Genomic DNA, 23680 nt, shown 5'->3' with positions numbered 1-23680 from the left:
TTCATGGCGGAACTGCCCGCCCGCGTCCTGTTCGGTGCCGCCTTCTACCACGAGTACCACCCCGAGTACGCCCCCCACGTGCCCTCGGACGACCAGCTCAAGACCGACCTCGACCTGATGGCCGAGGCACGCTTCACCGTCATCCGGGTCGGTGAGTCCGTCTGGTCGACCTGGGAGCCGGAGAACGGCCGCTTCGACCTGGACTGGCTCCAGCCCGTCCTCGACGGCGCCCATGAGCGCGGCATCTCCGTCGTCCTCGGCACCCCGACCTACGCCGTGCCGCCGTGGCTGGCCCGGCTGTACCCCGAGATCACCGGCGAGGACGCCACCGGCCGGCGCCTCGGCTGGGGTGCCCGCCAGGAGGTGGACATCACCCACCCCGCGTTCCGGTTCCACGCCGAGCGGGTGATCCGGAAGATCGTCGCCCGATACGCCGACCACCCGGCGGTCATCGGCTTCCAGGTCGACAACGAGCCCGGTCTGCACCTGCTGCACAACCGGGGCGTCTTCCAGCGGTTCGTCGACCATCTGCGGGCCAGGTACGGCGACGTGGAGACCCTGAACCGCGAGTGGGGCCTGGTCTACTGGTCGCACCGCCTGTCCACCTGGGCCGACCTGTGGACCCCGGACGGCAACGCGCAGCCCCAGTACGACCTGGCGTGGCGGGAGTTCCAGGCCCGGCAGGTCACCGAGTTCATCGCCTGGCAGGCCGACATCGTGCGCGAGTACGCCCGGCCGGAGCACTTCGTCACCACCTGCATCTCGTACACCCGCCAGGGGGTGGAGGACGACGAGATGACGGACGCCCTCGACATCGCCGCCGGCAATCCGTACTACGACATGCAGGACGGGCTGCTGCTGCCCGACCCCACCCCCGAGGACCACGAGCAGCAGTGGAAGACCACCGGGGTGTGGTCGATGTACCAGACGGCGGACTGGATGTTCGCCTCGCGGCAGGCGCCGTTCCTGGTCACCGAGACCAACGCCAACTCCATCGGCATGGCGTGGGACAACCGCCCCGCCTACGACGGTCAGTGGCGGCAGAGCGCCTGGGCGCTGGTGGCGCGCGGGGCGCGGATGATCGAGTACTGGCAGTGGCAGACCCTGCGCTTCGGGGCCGAGACCTACTGGGGCGGTGTCCTCCCGCACAACGGCCGCCCCGGACGGACGTACGCCGAGATCGCCCGGCTGGGCGCGGAGTTCGAGGCGGCGGGCCCGCTGGTCGCCGGCCTGGAACCGGACGCCGACGTGACGCTCGTGTACTCGCTGCCCAGCAAGTGGCTCATGCAGCGGCACCCGGTGCTGTCGAAGCCGGACGGCGAACCCGACCCGGCCTCCTACCACCGCATCCTCGACCCGTTCTACCGGGGCGCCTTCGAGGCCGGGCGGCAGGTCCGGATGGTCCACGCCCGGCAGTTGCACGACCCGAGCGGCGCACGGCCGGGCCTGACGCCCGAGGAGGCCGTGCACCGCCATCCGGTCCTCGTCGTGCCGGCCCTGTACGTCGTCGACGACGCGACGATCGACTGGCTCGGGGCGTACGCGCGGGCGGGCGGCCATCTGGTGCTGGGGCCGCGCACCGCGTACGCCGACCACGAGGCCCGGGCCCGTCACGAGCAGGCGCCGGCCCGTCTGGTGGAGGCGGCGGGGGTGCGCTACGACGAGTTCAGCAACCTCGCGGGCCCGATACCGGTGCGCGCGGTGCCCGGTGGTCCGCTGCCGTTGCCGGAGTCCGCGACGGCGACCCGCTGGGCCGACGCCCTGACGGTCGTCGACGCCGACGCCCTGGTGGAGTACGTCCATCCGCACTTCGGCCGCTGGCCCGCGGTCACCACCCGCCCGCACGGCGCCGGCCGGGTGACGTACGTCGGGACGGTCCCCGGCCGTGAACTCGCCCGCGCGCTCGCCGCGTGGGTGGCGCCGACGCCGCGCAGCGGCTGGCGGGACCTCCCGGCGTCGGTCACGGCCACGACCGGCACCTCCCCGCAGGGGCGCCGCGTCCACATCGTCCACAACTGGAGCTGGGAGCCGGCGAGCGCGACGGCTCCGGTGGACCTCGTCGACGCCCTGGACGGCGGCTCCGTCGCCGCCGGCACCGCGCTGGACCTCGGCCCGTGGGACGTCCGCGTGCTGGTGGCCGACGACCACTGATGATCCCGTCCCCGAAGGAGGGGCTGTGCACGGAAGAAGAACCGCCAGGGTACTGGGGGGTCTCGGCGCGGTGTCGGCGCTGCTGGTGATCCCCCTGTCCAGCGCGCAGGCGTACGACCCGACAGGTGGCACGCTCTATCAGCTCGGCAGCGAGCCGTGTCTGAAGGGGCGCGGCAACTGCGCGATCTACCCGAAGTCGGCGCAGCTGCCGAACGGCCGGCTCGTCGCCGCGTTCGAGAGGTCCACGGTGGTGCCGGCGACGCAAAGCGCCGACGGGCAGACGCTCCCGGTCCACAAGAGCGACGACCACGGCACGACCTGGCAGCCGCTGTCGGAGGTCAAGGCCCCGGCCTACCTGTCGAGCGACCCCGCGTACGCGAAGTACACGAGCAACTGGACGAACCCGTACCTGTACGTCCTTCCCCAGGACGTCGGCGACCTGAAGCAGGGCACGCTGCTGCTGGCGAGCGTGGTGTCGGGCGACGACGCCTACTACAAGGAACACAAGGCGGCCGACCCGAACTGGACGCCGACCAACGACGGCGACCGCAGGGACCTGGCGATCGCCCTGTACTCCAGCACCGACGACGGCGCGAGCTGGAAGGTCGTCAACGTCGTCGCCACGGGCGGCTGGCAGGGAGGCAGCGCGGGCGCGGTCGGCCAGAACATCGCCGCCGCGAACACCAACCGTCAGGTCGATCCCCTGTGGGAGCCGTATCTGATGGTCTACAAGGGCAAGCTGGTCTGCTACTACTCCGACGAGAACGACTACACCGGCTTCAACGCGAGCACCGGGGTGCCCACCCTGGACCCCGCCAACGACACGGCCCCGGATTCGGGGGGCCAGATCCTGGTCCACCGGACCTGGGACGGGCGCGGCGCGGCGTGGAGCGACCCGGTCGTCGACATCGCGGGCCTGACCCAGACCATGGGCGGTGGGAAGACCGAGATCGGCGGCGGCCGCCCCGGCATGACCAATGTCGTCCGGACGACGGACGGCAGGTGGATGATCACCTACGAGTACTGGGGCGGCGGCGCCGACACCCGGTACCGGATCGCCGACGACCCGCTGAGGTTCTTCCTCGGCTCGGCCACGGGCACGGCGGTCACCGGTCTGCCGCTCGACGCCGGTTCCCACGCGCTCGCGACGGGCGGCAGCCCGGTCCTCGTCCGGCTCCCCGGCGGCCGTCTGGTGTACAACGCCGCCGGCAGCGGCAACGTCTGGGTCAACGAGAGCGGACGCGGCGACGGCACGTGGAAGGAGTACCAGACGACCTCGCCCGGCGCCTACAGCCGCAACCTGCAGTACGTCGAGGGCACCGGCCGCGTCGTGATCCTCAACAACCAGGGAACGTCGACGCTCAAGTTCGCCGAGGTCGACCTCGGTCACTCGGCCGGCGCCTACTACCAGTTGGTGAACCGCGGGACGGACCAGGTGATCGGCACCGGGAACAGGACCAACGACGCGAACATCGGCAACGGGGACGTGCCCGACGTCCGCCTGGAGGCCCCCGGCTCGGCGGCGAACCCGGACACCCAGTACTGGCATGTGGTGACCGAGCCGCAGGGCGGCGTGACCCTCCTCAACAAGGCGGGCGGACGCGCGGCGGCCGTCTGGACCGGGAACGCGACGGCCGGCCAGAAGATCGGCCAGTGGGTCGACAACAGCAAGACCGGCAGTTGGAACCTCGTCAAGACCGGCGACGGCTTCTACAGACTGCAGTCGGTCAAGAACACGAGCGTGTACCTGACCGGTGGGACCGCCGGGGGACAGCTCACCCTGCAGACCGCCGCCACCGACGGTTCACAGGACTGGGAGCTCGTCCAGTAGCAGGTGAACCGGGTGCGAGGGGGGTCAGCTCTCGACGGCGAACTGGCTCCCCGTCTTCTGCCCGTCCTGCGTGCGGGCCGCGGCCACACAGCGGAAGACCCGCAGCCCCCTGTCCCACTCCGAGGCCGTCGGCGGGATGATGTCGGTCTGCCACTCGCCCGCGATCTTCCGGCCCTCGGGGAGCATGGTCGCGGCCATCACCTTCTGCGAGCACAGCGCCTCGACGTCCGGATGCTTGATCAGGTCCCGGGCGTTGTTCGTCATGCCGTCCTTCGGCAGCGGGGCGATCGCGAAGGTCTCCCACACGTGCGCGGCCGCGCAGTCCGCCCGGCTGACGGTGACGATGCCGGAGATGTCGACGATGCCGCTCCAGCACTCCGGGCTCGCCACACACCGGCCGCCCACGCCGTCGACGCTCGTCGCGGGACAGTTCTCGGTGGTGGTGGGCACACCGAAGGCGGACGCGCCCTTGTCCTCGGCGGTGGCGCCGGAGGAGGGCGCGGTGGACGCGGAGGCGCCGCCGTCGCCGTCGTCCGAGGCGAAGTACTGGTTCGTCACCACGGTGACGGACACGGTCACGGTCACGACGACGGCCGCGAGCACGGCGATCAGCCGGGAGTTCCGCCCGCCCTTTCGGTCGCCCGACGGGGCGGCCACGGTCGTGCCGCCCGCTCCGCCGGTCCCGCCCGGCGGCACCGTCGGGGGGATCTCCTCGCGGACGGGCGGCGCGTCCCGGTGGTACGGGACGGTGGTCATGGTCGGGGCCGGTCCGAAGCCGCCGGGGCCGCCCAGGGCGATCGTGTCGAGGTCGACGGCGGCGAGCGCGTCCCTGAAGGCGCCCGCGTCGGACAGCCGCTCGGCCGGGTCCGGGGCCAGGGCGTGGCGGAGCACCTCGTTGAGAGTCGTCGGCATCCCGTGCAGCGGGACGTACGGCCAGGTGTGCCGGACGATCAGTTCGGCGAGGCTGAGCTGGGTCCCGTCGTCCGGGTGGTGCGGCGGGAAGCCGCGCAGCAGGGCGTACAGGGTGGCCGCCAGCGAGTACACGTCCCCGGCCGGGGTGGGTTCGGCGAGGTGAAAGGCCTCGGGCGGCGCGTAGGCGGGGGTCAGCGCCTCGCGGGTCACGGACAGTTCACGCCCCGGGCGGGGCATCGCCGCGAGCCCGAAGTCGGTGAGGGCCACTCCGCCGTACCGGTTGACCATCACATTGCCGGGCTTGATGTCGCGGTGCAGCACCCCGGCGGCGTGGGCGGCGGCCACGGCGTCCGCGAGCCCCACCCCGATGTCGCGTGCCTCCTTCGGCGGGAAGGCTCCCTGCCGGTGCAGCCGCTCGCCCAGCGAACCCCCCGGGCACAACTCCAGCACCATGTAGGGGCGGTCGTCGGGCAGCACCCCGGCGTCGTACACGGGGACGACGTGCGGATGCCCGGACAGCTGCCCGGCCGCGGTGACCTCGCGCAGGAAGCGCTGCCGGTCGCGCGGGGTGGACAGCACCCGGCTGTCCACCTTCAGCGCGACCTCCCGGCCCACGGCCAGTTGTCTGGCCCGGTACACCGTGGCGAACCCGCCCTGGCCCAGGACCCCCTGGATGTCGTAGCCGGACAGTGCGATTCTTCCGGGCTCCATGTGCCGTACCCCCAGCGCGCCACCCCGGCCGGGACGTCCGGGCGAGGGTCGAGGCGAGACTCTAGCCCAGCGCGGTGACAGGCGTGCTCAGAGATACTCGGCGGCGGCGTCCAGGAGCCAGTCGGTGAGGTAGCCGGCGAAGGAGGAGCGGACCAGGACCCAGAACCCGCCGCCCGGTTCGTCGCGGGCGACGAGGACGACCTGGGTGCGGCCGAGGGTGGTCTGGGCGCAGTGTCCTGGGCCGAAGGCACGGGGGTGCAGGTCCAGGGCGCACCCGTGGGCGAGGAGGTCGCGGGCGTGGGGGCCGGTGACGAGGAGGGTGGTGCGTTGCGCGGAGACGTCGGTGACGGCCACGGGTTCGTCGTCGGCAGCCTCCCGCACCCGGCTCTCCAGCTCGCGCGCGGTCCCGGGCCGGCCCACGACGAGCCATTCGTCGGGGCCGAGCCACAGGGCGGTCAGGTCGCCGGTGCGGATGACGGTGTTGGGTTCGAGGGGGAGGGGGAGGCCCAGGGCGACTCCGACGGCGTCCGCGGCCGGGCCCTTGGGGTCGAGGCGCACGTCGAGCTGGGCCAGGAAGGGGAGTTCGGCGAGGCGGATCCGGCCCTGGGAGGCGCGGGTGGCGGTGGCCAGCCGGTCCTTGGCGCTTCTCAGGGGGCTGCGGAGCGGGGCGGCGGGGGTGGTGTCAGCCATCGCGGCGGGCTCCCTCGGGGTCGAAGAGGACGGGGCCGGTGACGGTCACGGGGACCATCCGGTCGCCGACGGGGGCGTAGAGGCGTTCGCCGACGCGGTCGCGGCCGCCCTTGATCAGGGCGAGGGCGAAGGTCCGGTCGAGGGCGGCGCTGCGGTAGCTGGAGGTGACGTGGCCGAGCATCGGGACCGGGGGTGCGGGCAGGACGCCGTCGGCGACGAGGTGGGTGCCTTCGGGGAGGAAGGCGGCGGGGTCGTCGGGCAGCAGGCCGACGAGGTGTTTGCGGTCGGGGCGCAGGGTGTCGGCGCGGGCGAAGGAGCGTTTGCCGAGGAAGTCGGGCTTCTTCTTCGACACCGCCCAGCTCATGCCGAGGTCCTGGGGGGTGACGGTGCCGTCGGTGTCCTGGCCGATGATGGGGTAGCCCTTCTCGGCGCGCAGGACGTGCATGGTCTCGGTGCCGTAGGGGGTGATGCCGTACGGGGTGCCGGCCTCGTGGAGTGCTTCCCAGAGGGCGACGGCCTCCCAGGGGGAGACGTTGATCTCGTAGGCGAGTTCGCCGGAGAAGCTGATCCGGCAGACGCGGGCCTCGATGCCCGCGACGGTGGTCTCGCGCCAGGCCATGAACGGGAACGCGTCGTTGGACACGGTGAGTCGGGGTGCCAGTGAGCCCAGGACCTCGCGGGACTTCGGGCCCACCAGGGCGACGGTCGCCCACTGTTCGGTCACGGAGGTGCAGTGGACCTGGAGGTGGGGCCATTCGGTCTGGAGCCATTCCTCCATCCAGTCCAGGACGGTGGCGGCGTTGCCGGTGGTGGTGGTGACCAGGAAACGGTCGGGGGCGAGCCGGATGACGGTGCCGTCGTCGAAGACCATGCCGTCGGGGCGGCACATCACGCCGTAGCGGATCATGCCGACCTTCAGGGTGCTCATCATGTTGGTGTAGAGCAGGTCCAGGAAGGCGCCCGCGTCCGCGCCCTGGACGTCGATCTTGCCGAGGGTGGAGGCGTCCATGAACGCCACGCTCTCGCGGGCGGCGGCGCATTCGCGCAGCACGGCGGTGTCCATGTCCTCGCCGGGCCGGGGGTAGTACCAGGGGCGCTTCCACTGGCCGACGTTCTCGAACAGCGCCCCGTGGGTGACGTGCCAGTCGTGCAGGGCGGTGGTGCGCACCGGGTCGCTCAGCGTGCCCCGGTCGCGGCCGGCGAGCGCGGCGAAGGAGACCGGGACGTAGGGCGGGCGGAAGGTGGTGGTGCCCAGGGCGGAGACGTCCACGCCGAGGAGCTCGGCCACGACGCCGCCCGCGAGGAGGCCGGAGGTCTTGCCCTGGTCGTTGGCGGTACCCGCGGTGGTGTAGCGCTTGGTGTGCTCCACCGACCGCAGACCCGCCCCCGTCGCACGGGTCAGGTCGTCGACCGTCACATCGCGCTGGAGGTCCACGAAACGGGGGGCGCCTTCGCGGCCGGGGACGGCGAAGACGTGCATCGGCGGGGTGTGCGGGTGCGCGGTCGCGTCCGGGAGGGCAGGGGTCTCGGCGGTGTAGCCCTCGGCCTCCAGTGCGCGGGCGGCGGCCGCGGCGCCCTGGGCGAGGACGGTGGGCAGATGGAGGGCGCCGCTCGCGGAGCCCGCGACCTCGACGGCCTGACGGCTGGTGTCGGGGACGAAGGCGCCGAGGGTGTCGTCGTGGCGGAGTCTCCCGCCGGACTGGCTGAACAGATGGGCGACCGGGTTCCAGCCGCCGGACACCAGCAGCAGATCGGCGGCGAACTCCCGTCCGCCCGTGGTCTCTCCGTACGGCGCGACGGTCACGGCCGTCAGGCGCGTGTCGCCGTCCGTGCCGATGACGGCGTGACCGGTCAGCACCTCGATTCCGGCCGCGCCCGCGCGCTCGGCCCACTCCCCCGCCTGCGCGCGGGTGTCGACGATCACGGGGACGTCCACGCCGGCGGCGCGCAGGTCCAGCGCGGCGGCGTAGGCGCTGTCGTTGGTGGTGAGGACGACCGCGCGGCGGCCGGGCAGGACACCGTACCGGTGCACATGGGTGCGGGCGGAGGCCGCCAGCATCACACCGGGTCGGTCGTTGTCGGCGAAGGCCAGCGAACGCTCGTGGGCGCCGGTGGCCAGGACCACCCGGCGGGCGCGGATCCGCCACACCCGCTCGCGGGAGACGTTCTCCGGAGCCGCCGCGCCGAGGTGGTTCGTACGGCGCTCGACAGCGAGGAGGTGGTTGTCGTCGTAGTAGCCGAAGACGGTGGTGCGGGGCAGGACGCGGACCTCGGGGGCGGTGGCGAGCAGGGCGGTGACCTCCCGCACCCAGCCGAGGTGTTCGCCGGTGCCGAGCAGGCTGCCGCCCGGCTCCGGCTGGTCGTCGGCCAGGATGACCCGGGCACCGGACCGGGCCGCCGCGGCGGCCGCCGCGAGACCGGCCGGGCCCGCGCCGACGATCAACAGGTCGCAGTGGGCGTGCACGGCGTCGTAGCGGGCCGGGTCGGGTTCCGCGGCGAGGCGGCCCTGACCGGGCAGGCTGGTCGCGACCAGGCCGTCGTAGAGCTCGACCGTGGTGGCGGGGAGCATGGGCTCGGGGAAGGGGGCCTCGATCTGGATCACGGCGTTCGGCTCTTCGACCCCGGCGGAGAAGATGCCCCGGGGGCGGCCGAGCTTGATGCTGGTGCCGGTCTGGACGACGCCGTTGGCCAGGAGCGCCGACGCGAGGGTGTCGCCCTGGTAGCCCTGGTAGGCGATGCCGTCGAAGGTGAACGTGAGGGGGGTGTCGCGGTGGATCCGGCCTCGGGTGGGGTGGCGGTAGGGCTGGTCGGCCTCGCCCACGGTGCCCCTGCCCGTCCCGTCGTCCGGGGGCTCCGCCTCTTCGATCCCGCCGGGGGACGCGCCCGCGGACACCCGCTTCGGCCCTGAAGCGGCCGGGTCCTCCGACGCCGGACGGGCCGGTCGGACGGAGCGGGGCTCAGGAGTCGCAGGGCGTTCCTCCCCCGCCCTGTACACCGTCAGGATCTCGTTCGTCGAGGTGTCGCGCACCGCGTTGAACCAGCGTCGGCAGCCCGCCGAGTGGCTCCAGCGTTCCGCGAAGGGCCCCTTGGGGTTGTCACGGAAGAACAGGTAACGGGCCCACTCCTCGTCGGACAGCTCCGCCGGGTTCTCCGGATAGGGCACATGGGCCTGGCCGCCGTAGTGGAACTCGGCCTCGTCACGGGGCCCGCACCACGGGCAGGGGATGAGCAGCATGGATCGACTCCCAGAGAGTCCGGTGGTGTCCGGTGGTGTCTAGTGGGCCACCGCGGCCGCGCCGTGCTCGTCCACGAGCGCGCCGGTGGTGAAACGGTCGAGCGAGAAGGGGGCGTTCAGGGCATGCGGGCTGTCGTGCGCGATGGTGTGGGCGTAGACCCAGCCGACCCCCGGCGTGGCCTTGAAACCTCCCGTTCCCCAGCCGCAGTTGAGGTACAGCCCGTCCACCGGGCTCAGCCCGACGATCGGCGAGGCGTCCGGACTCACGTCCACGATCCCGCCCCAGGTCCTCAGCACATGGGCACGCGCGAAGACCGGGAACAGCTCCAGCGCCGCCGCCATCTGCTCCTCGATGATGTGGAACGCGCCCCGCTGGGTGTAGGAGTTGTAGGCGTCGATGCCCGCGCCCATGACCAGCTCGCCCTTGTGCGCCTGGCTGACGTACACATGGACGGCGTTGGACATGACGACCGTCGGGTGGACCGGCTCCAGCAGCTCCGAGACCAGAGCCTGCAACGGGTGGCTCTGGAGGGGCAGTTCGACGCCGGCCATGGCGGCCAGGACCGAGGTGTGGCCGGCCGAGCACAGCGCCACCCTGCCCGCCGCGATCGGGCCGAGCGTGGTTTGGACGCCGACGACCCGTCCGTCGATGACGTCGAGGCCGGTGACCTCGCAGTTCTGGATGATGTCCACCCCTGCCGCGTCCGCGGACCGGGCGAAGGCCCACGCCACGTAGTCGTGCTTGGCGATACCGGCGCGCGGCTGGTAGGTCGCGCCCAGCACCGGATAGCGCACGTCCGGGGAGACGTTGACGATCGGGCAGACTTCCTTGACCTGCTCGGCGTCCAGCCACTCGGCGTCCACACCGTTGAGGCGGTTGGCCTCCACCCGGCGCACGCTGTCCCGCACGTCCTGAAGACTGTGCGCCAGGTTCAGCACACCCCGCTGGGAGAAGAGGATCGGATAGTCCAGCTCCTCGGCCAGTCCCTCCCACAGTTTCAGGGCGTGCTCGTAGATGCCCGCGCTCTCGTCCCACAGGTAGTTCGAGCGGATGATCGTGGTGTTGCGGGCCATGTTCCCGCCCGCCAGCCAGCCCTTCTCCAGCACCGCCACGTTGGTGATCCCGTGGTTCTTCGCCAGATAGTGCGCGGTGGCCAGTCCGTGGCCGCCGCCGCCGACGATCACGACGTCGTAGGAACGCTTCGGCTCGGGTGTGCGCCACAGCCGGTCGGGGTGGTCGGGCAGCTCGGCGCCGGGGGTGCGAGGGCTCATCGGGCGACTCCGTGTTCTGCGCGCTCAGCCACGAAGGCGGGACATGGTCGGGTCGAACAGGGGCTCCTCGGCGACGACCGCCTCGATCCGCTGGTCGAAGTAGCCGATGTGGAGGGTGGTGCCGGGGGCGGCGAGCCCGGCCGGGAGCCAGGCGTAGGCGATGCCCTTGCCGATGGTGTAGCCGTAGGCGGCGCTGGTGACGTACCCGACCGCGCGGTCGCCGTCGTAGACGGGTTCCTTGCCCATGACGACCGAGCGGGGGTCGTCGATGGTGAGGCAGGTGAGCTTGCGGCGGACGTCGTCCCTGCGGCGCTCCAGTGCCTCCTTGCCGATGAAGTCGCCCTTGTCGGGCCGGACGGCGAAGGCGACGCCGGCCTCGTAGGGGTCGTGCTCGTAGGTCATGTCGGTGCCGAAGGAGCGGTAGCCCTTCTCCAGGCGCAGGCTGTTGAAGGCGCCGCGTCCGGCGACGATCCCGCCGAGCGGTTCGGCCGCCGCCCAGAGGGTGTCCCAGAGCTTCTGGCCCTGGTCGGCGGTGGTGTAGAGCTCCCAGCCGAGTTCGCCGACGTAGGACAGGCGCATCGCGGTGACCGGGACGCTGCCGATGTAGGCGTGCTGGGCGCGGAAGTACTTCAGGCCCTCGGCGGAGAAGTCCGTGTCCGTCAGGGGCTGGAGGACCTTGCGGGCGAGCGGGCCCCACAGGCCGACGCAGCAGGTGCCGGCGGTGATGTCACGGACCTGGACCGTGCCGTCGGCGGGCAGGTGACGGGTCAGCCAGTCCAGGTCCAGGTTGCCGTTCGCGCCGATCTGGAACCGGTCGCGGCCGAGACGGGCGACCGTGACATCACTGCGGATGCCGCCGTCGTGGTCCAGCAGCAGGGTGTAGGTCACCGAGCCGACCGACTTGGCGACCTTGCTGGTGGTCAGGCGCTCCAGGAAGCCGGCCGCACCGGGGCCGGTCACCTCCAGGCGCTTGAGGGCCGTCATGTCGTACAGGGCGACGGTCTCACGGGTGACCTGTGCCTCCGCGCCGACGATCGGCGACCAGAACTGCGCCGCCCAGTCGTTCGGGGTGGGGATGGTGCGGCCCTCGACGAGGCGCGCGTTGGCCTCGTACCACTGCGGCCGCTCCCAGCCGTTCGCCTCCAGGAAGAAGGCGCCCTTCTCCTGCTGCCGGGCGTGGAAGGGGCTGGTGCGGATCGGGCGCGGGTCACCGGAGGGCTGCAAGGGGTGCAGGATGTCGTAGACCTCGACGAAGTTCTGGCAGTCACGGGCCAGGACGTACTCCGGGGACAACTGGTGCGGTTCGAACCGGTTGACGTCGCACTCGTGCAGGTCGAAGGAGGAGCAGTAGCCGTCGACCAGCCACTCGGCCATGGCGCGGCCGACGCCCGCGGAGTGGGTGACCCACACGGCTTCGGCGACCCAGAAGCCCTTCACGTCCGAGGACTCGCCCAGCAGCGGGAAGTTGTCGGTGGTGAAGGAGAACAGGCCGTTGATGCCCTCCTCGATCTTGGCCTCGCGGGTCGAGGGCAGCAGGGACCGCGTCTCGCTCCACGCGGTCTCGAAGTCCTCCTCGGTGAACTTCAGTACCGACGGCATGGCCTCGGCCTCGTCCACGGAGAGGATGTCGTCGGCCGAGATCGGCATCGGGCGGTGCCCGTAGTAGCCGATGCCCAGGCCGTCGAAACGGTCCCGGTAGTACAGGTCGGCGTCCTGGTGGCGCAGGATCGGACGGACCGCCTCCTCCCGCTGCCCCGCCAGCGCGGGGATCGGGCCTGTCCAGGCGAGCTGGTGGGCCAGCGGGGTCAGCGGGAGGTTCATGCCGACCATGCGGGCGATCCTCGGCCCCCAGATGCCCGCGCAGCACACCACGATGTCCGCCGGGATCTCACCCTGGTCCGTGAGGACGCCGGTGACCTCACCGTCCGTCTGCAGGATGTCGAGGACCTCGTGGCGGGCCCGGAACGTCACGCCGCGTTCGGTCGCCCGGCGGATCTGTGCCTCCACCGCGAGGACCGCCTTCGCCAGGCCGTCGGTGGGGACGAGGAGGCCGCCGAGGACCTTCTCCCCGTCGACCAGCGGGTGCCGCTCGACGCACTCCTGCGCCGTGAGGAGCTGCGCCTCGATGCCCCAGGCGGTGACCCAGCCGTGCCGGCGCCGCAGCTCGGTCAGCCGCTCCGGGGTGGTGGCCACCTCCAGACCGCCGACCTGGAGGAAGCAGGGCTTGCCGTCCACGTCCAGGGAACAGAACTTCTCCACCGTGTAGCGGGCCAGTTCCGTCATCGTCTTGGAGGAGTTCGTCTGGAAGACCAGGCCCGGGGCGTGCGACGTCGAGCCCCCGGTGGCGGGCAGCGGGCCCTGGTCGACCACCGTCACCTCGGTCCAGCCACGCGCGGAGATCTCGTCGGCCAGGGCCGCTCCCACGACGCCCGCACCGATGATCACCACTCGGGGTCCCGCCATCGCCGCACCTCCGCATCAAACCGACCCAGCCGGTTGAGTTGCTGTTTACGCAACGTAGTTCAGGTTGCGCAACTCAATGTGCCCGTCACGGGGAGGGGTGTCAAGGGGTCCGTGACGTCGGACAACAGGCGGAACCGCAGCTCGGAGGGGGCCCCGGACATGGCGATGCCCGGCGGGCGGTGCGCACCCACGCGCACCCCCCGGCCGGGCATGTTCCACCGCCCTGGATACGGGACTACCCGAGCCAGGCCTTCACCTTGTCGGGGTTGGCCTCGACCCACTTCTTGGCGGCCGCGTCGGCCGTCATCTTGTCCTCCGCGATGTACTTGGCCACGGTGTTCTGGTCGTCGTTCGTCCAGTTGAAGTTCTTCACCAGGTCGTAGGCGGGGCTGCCCGACTTGGCGAACTTCGCGCTGACGATCTTGTCCAGGTCGTAGACGGGGTAGTCGCAGGCGACCTTGGCCGCGTCGGCGTCACAGCCGTCGGTGTACTTGGGCAGGTTCACCTTGACCAGGGGCACCTCGGACAGGAACCACTGCGGCTCGTAGAAGTAGCCGATCACCCATTCCTTGTTCTTCTCCGCCTTGCGGAAGGCCTGGATGAGCGCGGTCTCACTGCCCGCGTACACCACCTTGAAGTCCAGCTTCAGGTTCTTGACCAGGGCCTCGTCGTTCGTGACGTACGACGGGTCGCCGTCCAGGAGCTGGCCCTTGCCGCCCGACTCCGAGGTCTTGAAGTTGGCGGCGTACTTGTTCAGGTTCTTGTAGTCGGTGATGTCGGGGTGGGCCTTCGCCAGCCACGGGGGCAGGTACCAGCCGATGATCCCCTTGTTGCCGGTGGAGCCGGCCTCCACAGCGGTCTTCTGGTCGGTGATGTACTTCTTCTTCAGGTCGTCGTGGCCCCAGTTCTCGAGGACGGCGTCCACCTCGCCGGTGCCGAAGCCCTGCCAGGCGATCTCCTCCTTGAGGTCCTTCTTGGTGACCGTGCAGCCGAGGTCGTGCTGGGCGACGTACGCGACGACCGCCGCGTCCGCCTCGTAGCCCACCCAGGGGTTGACCGCGAGATTGAACGTCCCGCACTTGCCGGAGCCGCCCGAGCTGCCCGAACCCGAGGAGTCCTCGCCGACCTTCGCACCGCCGCACGCGGTGAGGGTGAGGCCGAGGACGGCCAGGCCGGCCGCGCCGGCACGCCAGTGTCTTGCCATGGTGTCCTGCTCCTTATGCGCTCGCGCGTCGCGCCGCTGCCTGAGTGATCCGGTCGAACATGACGCCGAGAAGAACGATGGCGAGACCCGCCGCCAGCCCCTTCCCGTACAACTGGCCCTGCGAGAACCCGGCCACGACGTCGTAGCCGAGGGCACCCGCCCCCACCAGGCCGCCCACCACAACCATCGACAGCACGTAGATCAGCCCCTGATTGGTCGCGAGCGTCAGGGCACTGCGTGACATCGGCAGTTGAACCTTGGTGATGATCTGCCAGGTGTTGCACCCGGCCGACGTGGCCGCCTCCACCGTCGTCTGCGGCACCGCCCGCACCCCGTCCGCGATGATCTTCATCGCGACGGGCGCCGCGTACACGATCGCCGCCACGATCGCCGTGAAGCGGGTCGCGCCGAACAACGCCAGGAACGGCACGAGGTAGACGAACGGCGGCATGACCTGCGCCGCGTCCAGACTCGGCCGCAGCACCCGGTCCACCAGCACGCTGCGGCCCATCCACACCCCGAAGACCATGCCGAGCACCATCACGAGCACGGTGGCCACCACGGTCGACGCGAGGGTGGTCATGGCGTCCGACCAGACACCCGTACCGACCAGCAGCCCCACGCACACCACCGTGGTGACACCGGCCCGCCAGCCGCCCAGCACGACGGCCAGCCCGACGAGGACCGCGGCCACCAGCCACCACGGCGAGTCGGTGAGCAGCGTCTGGAAGGGGTTCAGCAGACCGTTGGTGATCGCGTCCCGGAAGGCGTTGGTGAGGCCCGACAGATTGTCCTGCGCCCAGTTCGTCGCCGTGTCGGCGGCGCTCGCGATCGAGCTGCCCAGACTGCCCTCGCCGGGGAACTCCGCCGCCCACACGTAGGTGTGCGACATGTAGATCAGCACGACGGTGACGACGGCCCCCGCGCCCAGCAGCTGCGGGCGCCACCTGAGGAAGCGGTTCTTCGAGCCCCGGCTGGCCTCCTCGCGGGCGCTGGCCGCGGTGGTGACCCGGTCGAGGACGATCGCCATCACGACGATCGCCAGCCCCGCGTTGAAGGCCGTACCGACGTCGAGGGACTGCAGTGCCTGGACGACCGTCTTGCCGAGACCCGGCGCGTCGATCAGGGCGGCGATGGTGACCATGGCGAGTGCGGCCATGATCGACTGGTTGACGCCCATCACCACGGTCCGCTTGGACATCGGCAGCAGCACCTTCAGCAGCGCCTGTCGACGGGTGGCCCCGAGCGAGTCGGCCGCCTCGGCGGTGGTCTCGGGGACCGAGCGGATGGCGTGGGCGGTGATGCGGATCGCCGGCGGGGCCGCGTAGATCGCCGTGGCGATCACGGCCGAGGCACCGCCGATCAGGAAGAACAGGGTCAGCGGGGCCAGATAGACGAAGGTCGGCATCGTCTGCATGAGATCCAGGAAGGGCGTCACGACCCGGTTGAACCGGTCGGACATGCCCGCCCACACCCCCAGCGGGATCGCCAACAGCAGTGCGACGAGGACCGCGGAGAGCGTGAGGGCCAGGGTGTCCATGCTCTCCTGCCACAGCCCCTGCAGGCCCATGAAGGTGAACCCGGCCACCGCCAGCAGCGCCACCCGCCAGTTGCCCACCGCCCAGGAGACGTATCCGGCGATGCCGACCACGCCGAGCCAGCCGATCTGCGGGACGGGCCGGGTGCCGGAGGGCTGGGAGACGAGGTCCTGGATGAAGGTCACCAGGTTGTCGATGACCAGGCGGATCTCGTTGAAGAAGTAGAGGAAGAGCGGGTTGGAGTTGCGGTTGGCGCCGATGGAGTCGTTGACGTCGTTGAACCAGCGGTGCAGATCCGTCAGATCGGCCGCGGCGAGGGACAGCGTCTGCTTTCCGCGCAGGACGGCGAAGAGCAGCAGCCAGACGACGAGGATCGCGCCGACCGCCATGGGCCGGGAGATCTTCCGGGCGGGGTTGACGGGCTCGGCCGGTGCGGCCGTCTCCGTCGTCTCGGGTTGCTCGATGACGGCGGTCATCCCCTGCCGCCTTCCTGCCCGGCGACGACCGCGAGGATCTCCTCGTCGCCGACGATGCCCAGCAGCTTGCCGTCCTCGACGACCTTCACCGGCTTCTCGGCGGCGAGCACCGCCCGGGTGGCCTCGCGGACCACCACGTCCGGCCCCAGCTCGGGCCCGTCCAGCGCGTCGCCGTCCTCCGGCGCCCGCATGATCCACCGCAGGGTCAGCACATCGCCACGCGGCACGTCCTTGACGAACTCGCGCACGTAGTCGTCCGCCGGCGCGCCCACCAGCTCGTCACCGGTGCCGCACTGGACCATCTTTCCGTCCCGCATGATCAGGATGCGGTCGCCCAGCTTCAGCGCCTCGGACAGGTCGTGGGTGATGAAGACCATCGTCTTGCCGACCTCGTGGTGGAGACGGATGACCTCGTTCTGCATGTCCCGGCGGATCAGCGGGTCCAGCGCGGAGAACGGCTCGTCGAAGAACAGCACGTCCGGATCTCCCGCCAGCGCGCGGGCCAGGCCGACGCGCTGCTGCATACCGCCCGAGAGCTGGTCGGGGTAGGAGTTCTCGTAACCGGCCAGGCCGACCAGCTCCACGACCTCCAGCGCGCGCTTGGTGCGCTCCGCCCTGCCCATCCCGCGGATCTCCAGCCCGAACGCCACGTTGTCCACCACCCGGCGGTGCGGCAGCAGCCCGAAATGCTGGAAGACCATCGAGAACTTGCGCCGCCGCAGGTCCCGCAGCCGGGCCGCGTCCGCCTGGCGGATGTCCTGCCCCTCGAAGACCAGCTCCCCCGAGGTGGGCTCGATCAGCCGGGTCAGACAGCGCACCAGCGTCGACTTGCCCGAGCCGGACAGGCCCATGACGACGAACACCTCGCCCTTGCGGACGTCGAAGTTCACATCCCGCACGGCGGCGGTACAGCCGGTGCGGTCCATCAGCTCACGACGGGTCAGGCCGCACAGCTCCGCGTCACCCGGAACCCGCTCGGCCTTCGGTCCGAACACCTTCCACAGATTGCGCACGGAGATGACAGGAGCGCCGTCCGCGTCCTGAGGTGTGCCGCGCCGCTGGGATACCTCGGTCTGTGTGGGGGTCACGATCGCCCTCTTTTCGGCGTTCAGCCGCGGAACCAGTGCTGCGGCCGGGGTTGGATGTTCTGCCAGATGTGCTTGGGCTCTCGGTACTCGTTCAGGCCGGTCGGTCCCAGCTCGCGGCCCACGCCCGAGTGTCCGAACCCACCCCATTCCGCTTGCGGCACATAGGGGTGGTAGTCGTTGATCCACACGGTGCCGTGGCGCAGCCGCCGGGCGACCCGCTGGGCCTTGCCGGCGTCCTGGGTCCACACGGCTCCGGCGAGGCCGTACTCGGTGTCGTTGGCGATGCGTACGGCGTCGTCCTCGTCGGTGAAGCGCTCCACCGTCAGGACGGGTCCGAAGGACTCCTCGTGCACCACGCGCATGTCCTGCCGGCACTCGTCGAGGACGGTCGGCGGGTAGTAGTGACCGTTCGCGAGGGCGGGGTCGGCGGGGCGCTCGCCGCCGCAGCGCAGGACGGCGCCCTCGGCGATCCCGGCCGCCACGTACGCCTCGACCTTCGCCAGGTGCTGGGCGGAGATCAGCGCGCCGGTCTCGGCCTCGGGGTCGAAGGGGCCGCCGAGCCGGATCTGCCGGGCCCGGCGTACGACCTCGTCGACGAGCCGGTCGTGCAGCGAGTCCTCGACGATCAGCCGGGCGCCGGCCGAGCAGACCTGGCCCGAGTGCAGGAAGACGGCCGTCAGGGCGAAGTCCACGGCCGTCTCGAAGTCGGCGTCGGCGAAGATCACGTTGGGGTTCTTGCCACCGAGCTCCAGCGCCACCTTCTTCACGGTCGCCGCGGCGGTGGCCATGATCCGCTTGCCGGTCTCCAGGCCTCCGGTGAAGGAGACCAGGTCGACCGCGGGGTGCTCGGAGAGGGGGGCGCCGGCCTCGGGTCCGCTGCCGAGGACGAGGTTGCCGACGCCGGCCGGGAGCCCGGCCTCCTCCAGGGCCTTCATCAGCAGGACGGAGGTGGAGGGGGTGAGCTCGCTGGGCTTGAGGACGAAGGTGTTCCCGGCGAGCAGCGCGGGGGCGACCTTCCAGGACGCCTGGAGCAGGGGGTAGTTCCAGGGGGTGATCAGCCCGCACACACCGACGGGTTCGTACACCACACGGCTCACGGCGTCGTCGCGGCCGGTGTCGATCACGCGGCCCGCGTCGGTTCCGCCGAGCCCGCCGTAGTATCGGAAGCAGGAGACGACGTCGGCGATGTCGTACTCGCTCTCCACCAGCCTCTTGCCGGTGTCGAGGGACTCGGCGCGGGCGAACAGCTTGGCGTCGCGCTCGATGAGATCGGCGGTGCGCAGCAGCAGGGCGCCGCGCTCACGCTCGGGGGTGTGCGGCCAGGGGCCTTCGTCGAAGGCCCGGCGAGCCGCGATGATCGCCGCCTCGGTGTCGGGACGTGTCCCTTCCGATACGGTCGCGGAGAGCGTGCCGTCGGCGGGACATCGGATGTCACGGCGGCCTCCGGCCACCGGCTCCCGCCATTCACCGGCCACATACAGGTCTGCCACGCGCCAAGCCCTTCAGCTGAAATGCGTTGCGCATCGTGCATTCAATTGCTTGTGGTGGAACACCCTGGCCAATGTACGGACATCCGTCAAGAGGTTGGCGGATGACGATTTCGCAAGGGGCTTTTCGTCCCGTCTCTCTTGACCGAGGACCCTTCCGCGCCCAACTATGTTGCGCATCGCTCACCGAGTTGTGCATTACGCACCGACGGAGGAGGCCCATGTCCCCCCGACCTCAGCCCGGCCGCGAGTACGTCCTCACCCTTTCGTGTCCCGACAGCGCGGGACTGGTCCACGCCGTGAGCGGCTTCCTCGTCCGCAACTCCGGGAACATCCTGGAGAGTCAGCAGTTCGACGACCGTCTCCAGGGCCGTTTCTTCATGAGAGTCCACTTCGACGTGTCGGACCCGAGCGCCGATCTGCAAAATCTGCGTTACCGATTCGGTCCCGTGGCGGACGCCTACCGGATCTCCTGGACCCTGCGGGACGCGTCCACTCCGACGCGGACGCTCATCATGGTGTCCAAGTTCGGGCACTGCCTGAACGATCTGCTGTTCCGCCGGCGCACGGGTTCCCTCAACATAGAAATCCCGGCGATCGTCTCCAATCACCGGGATTTCGAAGGCCTGGCGGAGACCTACGGCATTCCCTTCCACCACATCCCGGTGACGAGGGACACCAAGCCCGAGGCGGAGGCCCGCCTGCTGGAGCTGGTGCGCGAGCTCGACGTCGACCTCGTCGTCCTCGCCCGGTACATGCAGATCCTCTCGGACGACCTGTGCAAGCGGCTCGAGGGCCGCGCCATCAACATCCACCACTCCTTCCTCCCCAGCTTCAAGGGGGCGAAGCCGTACGACCAGGCCTACGACCGGGGCGTCAAGCTGGTCGGCGCTACCGCGCACTACGTCACGCCGGACCTGGACGAGGGCCAGATCATCGACCAGGACGTGGTCCGGGTGGACCACTCCCTCGACCCCGGCGAGCTGGTCACGGTCGGCCGGGACGTCGAGGCGCAGGTCCTGGCGCACGCGGTGAAGTGGCACAGCGAGAGCCGGGTGATGGTGGACGGCAACCGTACGGTTGTCTTCCGCTGATCCCCGGGCGAGCGTGTGGGCGGGGCCGGTCCTCCGGCCCCGCCCACACGTCGTATACGGTTCCCGTCAGTCCGGGAGCCGGTCCAGCAGAGCCCGCCGCCACCTCTCGGTCTCGGCGATCTGGTTGAACGTGAACACATGGAGGCCCTCGACGCCGGCCATGGGCGCCGTGAGGGCCTCCTCGGCGCGGCCGAGCAGCCTCTCGGGCGCATAGCCCCCGGGCGCGGCGAAGCGCAGGAACCACCACGGGTGCCTGGTCAGGAACCGGGTCGACTCCCCCACACCGATCTTCGTCGCCAGGGCGAGCAGCTTCGCCCGCTGCACGGGCCCGGCGACGCCGACGTGCACGGGCAGGACGACGTCCCGGCGCCTGATCCGGGCGATCCACTCCCCCAGCACACGCGCGTCGAAGCAGAGGTTGCTCACGATGTACGTGGCGTGCTCGCGCTTGTCCCACATCGCCTGGATGGTGAGGTCGTCGTGGATGAGGGGATGGCTCTCGGGGTAGCCGGTGATGCCCACCCGGGCGAAGGGGCCGCCCAGCTCGCTCAGCCTGCGCAGGACCGGCAGCGCGCCCTCGTAGGCCCCTGCGGGCGGGTTCGCGTCGCCCGCCGGAACGAAGACGTCGTCCACGCCGAGCTCCCGGAGCCGGCCGGTGACCTCCTTGAGGTGCGCGTCGTCCCGCAGCAGCCGCGCGGGCACGTGCGGGACGACGCGGTAGCCGTGCGCCCTGAGGCGCGCGGTGAGGTCGAGGGTCGGTTCCAGGCCCTTGACCGGGGACGCCGTCACGGTGACGACGACATCGCGCGGTACGTGGGCGAGGACCGCGTCCTCGGTCGCCTTCGCGGGCAGTACCTCGTAGCGGACGCGCTCCAGCAGCGTCCGCACCCCGTCGGCGGCCAAGGCCTACCGGGCCTGCTGCCGGGCGTCGCGGTGACGGTAGTACGCGGCCTTCGAGGGGGCCAGGGGCTCCTTGCCGAGGATCAGGTCGGCGGCCTTCTCCGCGATCATCATCACCGGGGCGTAGATGTTGCCGTTGGTGACGTACGGCATGACCGAGGCGTCGACGACACGCAGGCCGTCCACACCGTGCACCCGCATGCTGGTGGGGTCGACGACGGACATCTCGTCGGTGCCCATCTTGCAGGTGCAGGAGGGGTGCAGGGCCGTCTCGCCGTCCTTGGCGACCCAGGCGAGGATCTCCTCGTCGCTCTCCACGGAGGGACCGGGGGAGATCTCCCCGTCGTTGTAGGGGGCGAGGGCGGGCTGGTTGAGGAGCTTGCGGGCGACCCGGATCGCCTCGACCCATTCGCGGCGGTCCTGCTCGGTGGAGAGGTAGTTGAAGCGCAGGGCGGGGTGTTCGCGCGGGTCCTTGCTCTTGATCTTCACCGAGCCGATGGCGTCGGAGTACATGGGCCCGACATGGACCTGGTAGCCGTGGCCGCCGGCGGGCACGGAGCCGTCGTAGCGGACCGCGATGGGCAGGAAGTGGAACATCAGGTTCGGGTAGTCCACGTCCTCGTTGCTGCGGGCGAAGCCGCCGGCCTCGAAGTGGTTCGTGGCGGCCGGCCCCTTGCGGAAGAGCCACTGCAGCCCGATGAAGGGGGCCCGCCACTTCGCGAGGTACGGCTGCATGGAGACGGGCTGCTTGCAGGCGTACTGGATGTAGACCTCGAGGTGGTCCTGCATGTTCTCGCCCACGCCGGGCAGGTCGTGGACGACGTCGATGCCCAGGGCGCGCAGTTCCTCCGCGTTGCCGACCCCGGAGAGCTGCAGGAGCTGCGGGGAGTTGATCGCACCGCCGCAGAGGATGACTTCCTTGGCGCGGACCTGCTGGGGGGCGCCCCTGCCGCGCCGGTACTCGACACCGACGGCCTTCTTGCCCTCGAAGAGGACGCGGGTGACCAGGGCGCGGGTGGTGACGGTGAGGTTGGGACGCTTGCGGACCGGCTTGAGGTAGGCCTTGGAGGCGGAGAGTCGACGCCCGCGGGAGACGTTGCGGTCGAACTGGGCGAAACCTTCCTGCCGGTAGCCGTTGACATCGGTCGTGGGCGCGTAGCCGGCCTCCTCCGTGGCCTTGAGGAAGGCGCCGAAGAGGGGGTTGGTGGCCGGGCCGCGCTCCAGGACGAGGGGGCCGTCGTGGCCGCGGAACTCGTCGTCCGGGTCGGCGGCGAGACAGTTCTCCATGCGCCGGAAGTACGGCAGACAGTGCGCGTAGTCCCAGGTCTCCATGCCGGGGTCCGCGGCCCAGCGTTCGTAGTCCATCGGGTTGCCGCGCTGGAAGATCATGCCGTTGATGCTGCTGGAACCGCCCAGGACCTTGCCGCGCGCGTGGTAGATGCGCCGGCCGCCCATGTGGGGCTCGGGCTCGGACTCGTACTTCCAGTCGTAGAACCGGCTGCCGATCGGATAGGTCAGGGCGGCCGGCATGTGGATGAACACATCCCAGGGATAGTCGGACCGGCCGGCCTCCAGCACCAGGACCCGGTTCGACGGATCCGCGGAGAGCCTGTTCGCCAGTGCGCTGCCGGCCGAACCACCACCGACGATGACGAAGTCGTACTGCAGGGAAGCCATGGTGCCTCGTCTCGCTCGCGCCACAGATAACGCGACGCATGCTAGTACCAGTAGCGCTATGTGCACTAGGTTGCGGACCACGCAACTTACGCGGTTTTGGTTTCCAGGGAGTTACTTGCAAAGGCGTTGTTTACTGCACGTATAGTTGCGCTGTGAGCAACTACAGCACAGACACCGAAACGTCGAGTTCGCAGTCCGGCGGCGTGCAGTCGGTCGACCGCGCCATCAGCGTGCTGGAAATCCTGGCCCAGCGCGGCGAGGCGGGCGTCAGCGAGGTGGCCGCCGAGATCGATGTTCACAAGTCCACCGCGTTCCGTCTGCTCGGCGCCCTGGAGGCGCGCGGTCTGGTGGAGCAGGCGGGCGAGCGCGGCAAGTACCGGCTCGGCTTCGGCATCGTACGCCTGGCCGGCGCGGTCACGGGACGGCTCGACATCACCCAGCAGGGACGGCCCGTCTGCGAACGCCTCGCCGAGGAGATCGGCGAGACGGTCAACATCGCGGTCATGCAGGAGCACTACGCGATCAACCTGTACCAGGTGCGCGGCCCGGCGGCCGTCGCCGCGCACAACTGGGTCGGTGAGCTGACCCCGCTGCACGCGACGTCGAGCGGCAAGGTCCTGCTGGCCCACCTCCCCGCCAAGGAGCGGGCGGCGGTGCTGGCGAAGTCCGGCCTGGAGAAGGTCGGCCCGCACACCATCACCGCGAAGGCGAAGCTGGAGAAGAACCTGGCGGAGGCCCGGGAGCGCGGTTACGCCTGGACGCTGGAGGAGCTGGAGATCGGGCTCCACGCGATGGCCGCCCCGATCCGGGACCGGGACGGCGAGGTCATCGCGGCGCTCAGCGCGTCCGGCCCCTCGTACCGCTTCACGGAGGAGCGGCTGCACGAGCTCTCGCCGATCCTCCTCAAGGGCGCGGAGGAGATCAGCCACCGCATGGGGTTCCTGGGCTGAG

15 protein-coding genes are annotated in these 23680 nt (G+C 70.7%); 4 read left to right on the top strand and 11 right to left on the bottom strand.

From position 1 onward, the window contains the following. The first annotated feature begins 3 nt into the window (after nt 1–3). Both OG852_RS43930 and OG852_RS43925 read left to right on the top strand, forming a co-directional pair. Complete coding sequence (locus OG852_RS43930) at nt 4–2151, top strand: beta-galactosidase (RefSeq protein WP_330350798.1); 2148 nt, start codon at nt 4–6, stop codon at nt 2149–2151. 25 nt (nt 2152–2176) lie between these two features. Then, a complete protein-coding gene (locus tag OG852_RS43925) occupies nt 2177–3982 on the top strand; it encodes an RICIN domain-containing protein (RefSeq protein ID WP_443064621.1) in 1806 nt (601 codons plus the stop codon). Nucleotides 3983–4006: 24 nt separating this feature from the next. Here the strand turns inward: OG852_RS43925 and OG852_RS43920 are convergent, their stop codons facing one another. The 9 genes from OG852_RS43920 to OG852_RS43880 form a co-directional block, all read right to left on the bottom strand. Beyond that, nucleotides 4007–5605, bottom strand: a complete 1599-nt coding sequence (locus OG852_RS43920; protein WP_330350797.1) for a serine/threonine-protein kinase — start codon at nt 5603–5605, stop codon at nt 4007–4009. Nucleotides 5606–5692: 87 nt separating this feature from the next. Beyond that, nucleotides 5693–6295, bottom strand: a complete 603-nt coding sequence (locus OG852_RS43915; protein WP_330350796.1) for a sarcosine oxidase subunit gamma — start codon at nt 6293–6295, stop codon at nt 5693–5695. After that, a complete protein-coding gene (locus OG852_RS43910; protein ID WP_330350795.1) occupies nt 6288–9530 on the bottom strand; it encodes a sarcosine oxidase subunit delta family protein in 3243 nt (1080 codons plus the stop codon). Before OG852_RS43910 ends, OG852_RS43915 begins: the two co-directional genes overlap by 8 nt. Before the next feature lie 39 nt (nt 9531–9569). After that, nucleotides 9570–10802 (bottom strand): sarcosine oxidase subunit beta family protein, encoded by a 1233-nt coding sequence (locus OG852_RS43905; protein ID WP_133914360.1) that lies wholly within the window; start codon nt 10800–10802, stop codon nt 9570–9572. Nucleotides 10803–10826: 24 nt separating this feature from the next. Then, nucleotides 10827–13265 (bottom strand): GcvT family protein, encoded by a 2439-nt coding sequence (locus OG852_RS43900; protein ID WP_133914361.1) that lies wholly within the window; start codon nt 13263–13265, stop codon nt 10827–10829. Nucleotides 13266–13500: 235 nt separating this feature from the next. After that, complete coding sequence (locus OG852_RS43895; RefSeq protein WP_133914362.1) at nt 13501–14469, bottom strand: ABC transporter substrate-binding protein; 969 nt, start codon at nt 14467–14469, stop codon at nt 13501–13503. A 13-nt stretch (nt 14470–14482) separates the two neighbouring features. Beyond that, a complete protein-coding gene (locus OG852_RS43890; RefSeq protein ID WP_330350794.1) occupies nt 14483–16483 on the bottom strand; it encodes an ABC transporter permease in 2001 nt (666 codons plus the stop codon). Then, the gene (locus OG852_RS43885) at nt 16480–17571 is read right to left on the bottom strand and encodes a quaternary amine ABC transporter ATP-binding protein (protein ID WP_133914364.1); all 1092 of its coding nucleotides are present in this window, start codon (nt 17569–17571) and stop codon (nt 16480–16482) included. The genes OG852_RS43890 and OG852_RS43885 overlap by 4 nt, the downstream gene beginning before the upstream one ends. A gap of 20 nt (nt 17572–17591) precedes the next feature. Continuing rightward, nucleotides 17592–19061 carry an aldehyde dehydrogenase family protein gene (locus OG852_RS43880; RefSeq protein WP_330350793.1) on the bottom strand — a complete coding sequence of 490 codons (1470 nt, stop codon included), beginning with the start codon at nt 19059–19061 and terminating at the stop codon, nt 17592–17594. Between the two features lie 218 nt (nt 19062–19279). On the opposite strand from OG852_RS43880, the gene purU reads away from it, so the two are divergent. Then, entirely contained in the window at nt 19280–20152 is an 873-nt protein-coding gene (gene purU, locus OG852_RS43875; RefSeq protein WP_133914366.1) for a formyltetrahydrofolate deformylase, read from the top strand. Nucleotides 20153–20218: 66 nt separating this feature from the next. Here the strand turns inward: purU and OG852_RS43870 are convergent, their stop codons facing one another. Together OG852_RS43870 and betA are read right to left on the bottom strand one after the other, a co-directional pair. Next, on the bottom strand, nt 20219–21055 hold the full coding sequence (locus tag OG852_RS43870; RefSeq protein ID WP_133914367.1) for a 5,10-methylenetetrahydrofolate reductase: 837 nt from the start codon (nt 21053–21055) through the stop codon (nt 20219–20221). A 3-nt stretch (nt 21056–21058) separates the two neighbouring features. Next, nucleotides 21059–22729: a choline dehydrogenase gene (gene betA / locus OG852_RS43865; RefSeq protein ID WP_330350792.1), complete on the bottom strand. Its 1671-nt coding sequence runs from the start codon at nt 22727–22729 to the stop codon at nt 21059–21061. A gap of 203 nt (nt 22730–22932) precedes the next feature. Between betA and OG852_RS43860 the strand changes: the two genes are divergently transcribed. Next, complete coding sequence (locus OG852_RS43860) at nt 22933–23679, top strand: IclR family transcriptional regulator (RefSeq protein ID WP_133914466.1); 747 nt, start codon at nt 22933–22935, stop codon at nt 23677–23679. Nucleotide 23680: the final 1 nt, after the last annotated feature.

Source organism: Streptomyces sp. NBC_00582 (genome assembly GCF_036345155.1).
GTDB lineage: Bacteria > Actinomycetota > Actinomycetes > Streptomycetales > Streptomycetaceae > Streptomyces.
The sequence above is the reverse complement of the archived record's forward strand: the minus strand, read 5'-3'. Positions and strand labels throughout refer to the sequence as shown.

What these genes read in the sequence shown, in the direction of transcription:
- OG852_RS43910 (WP_330350795.1), bottom strand. Translation starts at nt 9,530, where the DNA reads ATGCTGCTCATCCCCTGCCCGTGGTGCGGGCCCCGTGACGAGGCCGAG.
- OG852_RS43920 (WP_330350797.1), bottom strand. Translation starts at nt 5,605, where the DNA reads ATGGAGCCCGGAAGAATCGCACTGTCCGGCTACGACATCCAGGGGGTC.
- OG852_RS43930 (WP_330350798.1), top strand. Translation starts at nt 4, where the DNA reads ATGGCGGAACTGCCCGCCCGCGTCCTGTTCGGTGCCGCCTTCTACCAC.
- OG852_RS43890 (WP_330350794.1), bottom strand. Translation starts at nt 16,483, where the DNA reads ATGACCGCCGTCATCGAGCAACCCGAGACGACGGAGACGGCCGCACCG.
- purU (WP_133914366.1), top strand. Translation starts at nt 19,280, where the DNA reads ATGTCCCCCCGACCTCAGCCCGGCCGCGAGTACGTCCTCACCCTTTCG.
- OG852_RS43900 (WP_133914361.1), bottom strand. Translation starts at nt 13,265, where the DNA reads ATGGCGGGACCCCGAGTGGTGATCATCGGTGCGGGCGTCGTGGGAGCG.
- OG852_RS43895 (WP_133914362.1), bottom strand. Translation starts at nt 14,469, where the DNA reads ATGGCAAGACACTGGCGTGCCGGCGCGGCCGGCCTGGCCGTCCTCGGC.
- OG852_RS43905 (WP_133914360.1), bottom strand. Translation starts at nt 10,802, where the DNA reads ATGAGCCCTCGCACCCCCGGCGCCGAGCTGCCCGACCACCCCGACCGG.
- OG852_RS43915 (WP_330350796.1), bottom strand. Translation starts at nt 6,295, where the DNA reads ATGGCTGACACCACCCCCGCCGCCCCGCTCCGCAGCCCCCTGAGAAGC.
- betA (WP_330350792.1), bottom strand. Translation starts at nt 22,729, where the DNA reads ATGGCTTCCCTGCAGTACGACTTCGTCATCGTCGGTGGTGGTTCGGCC.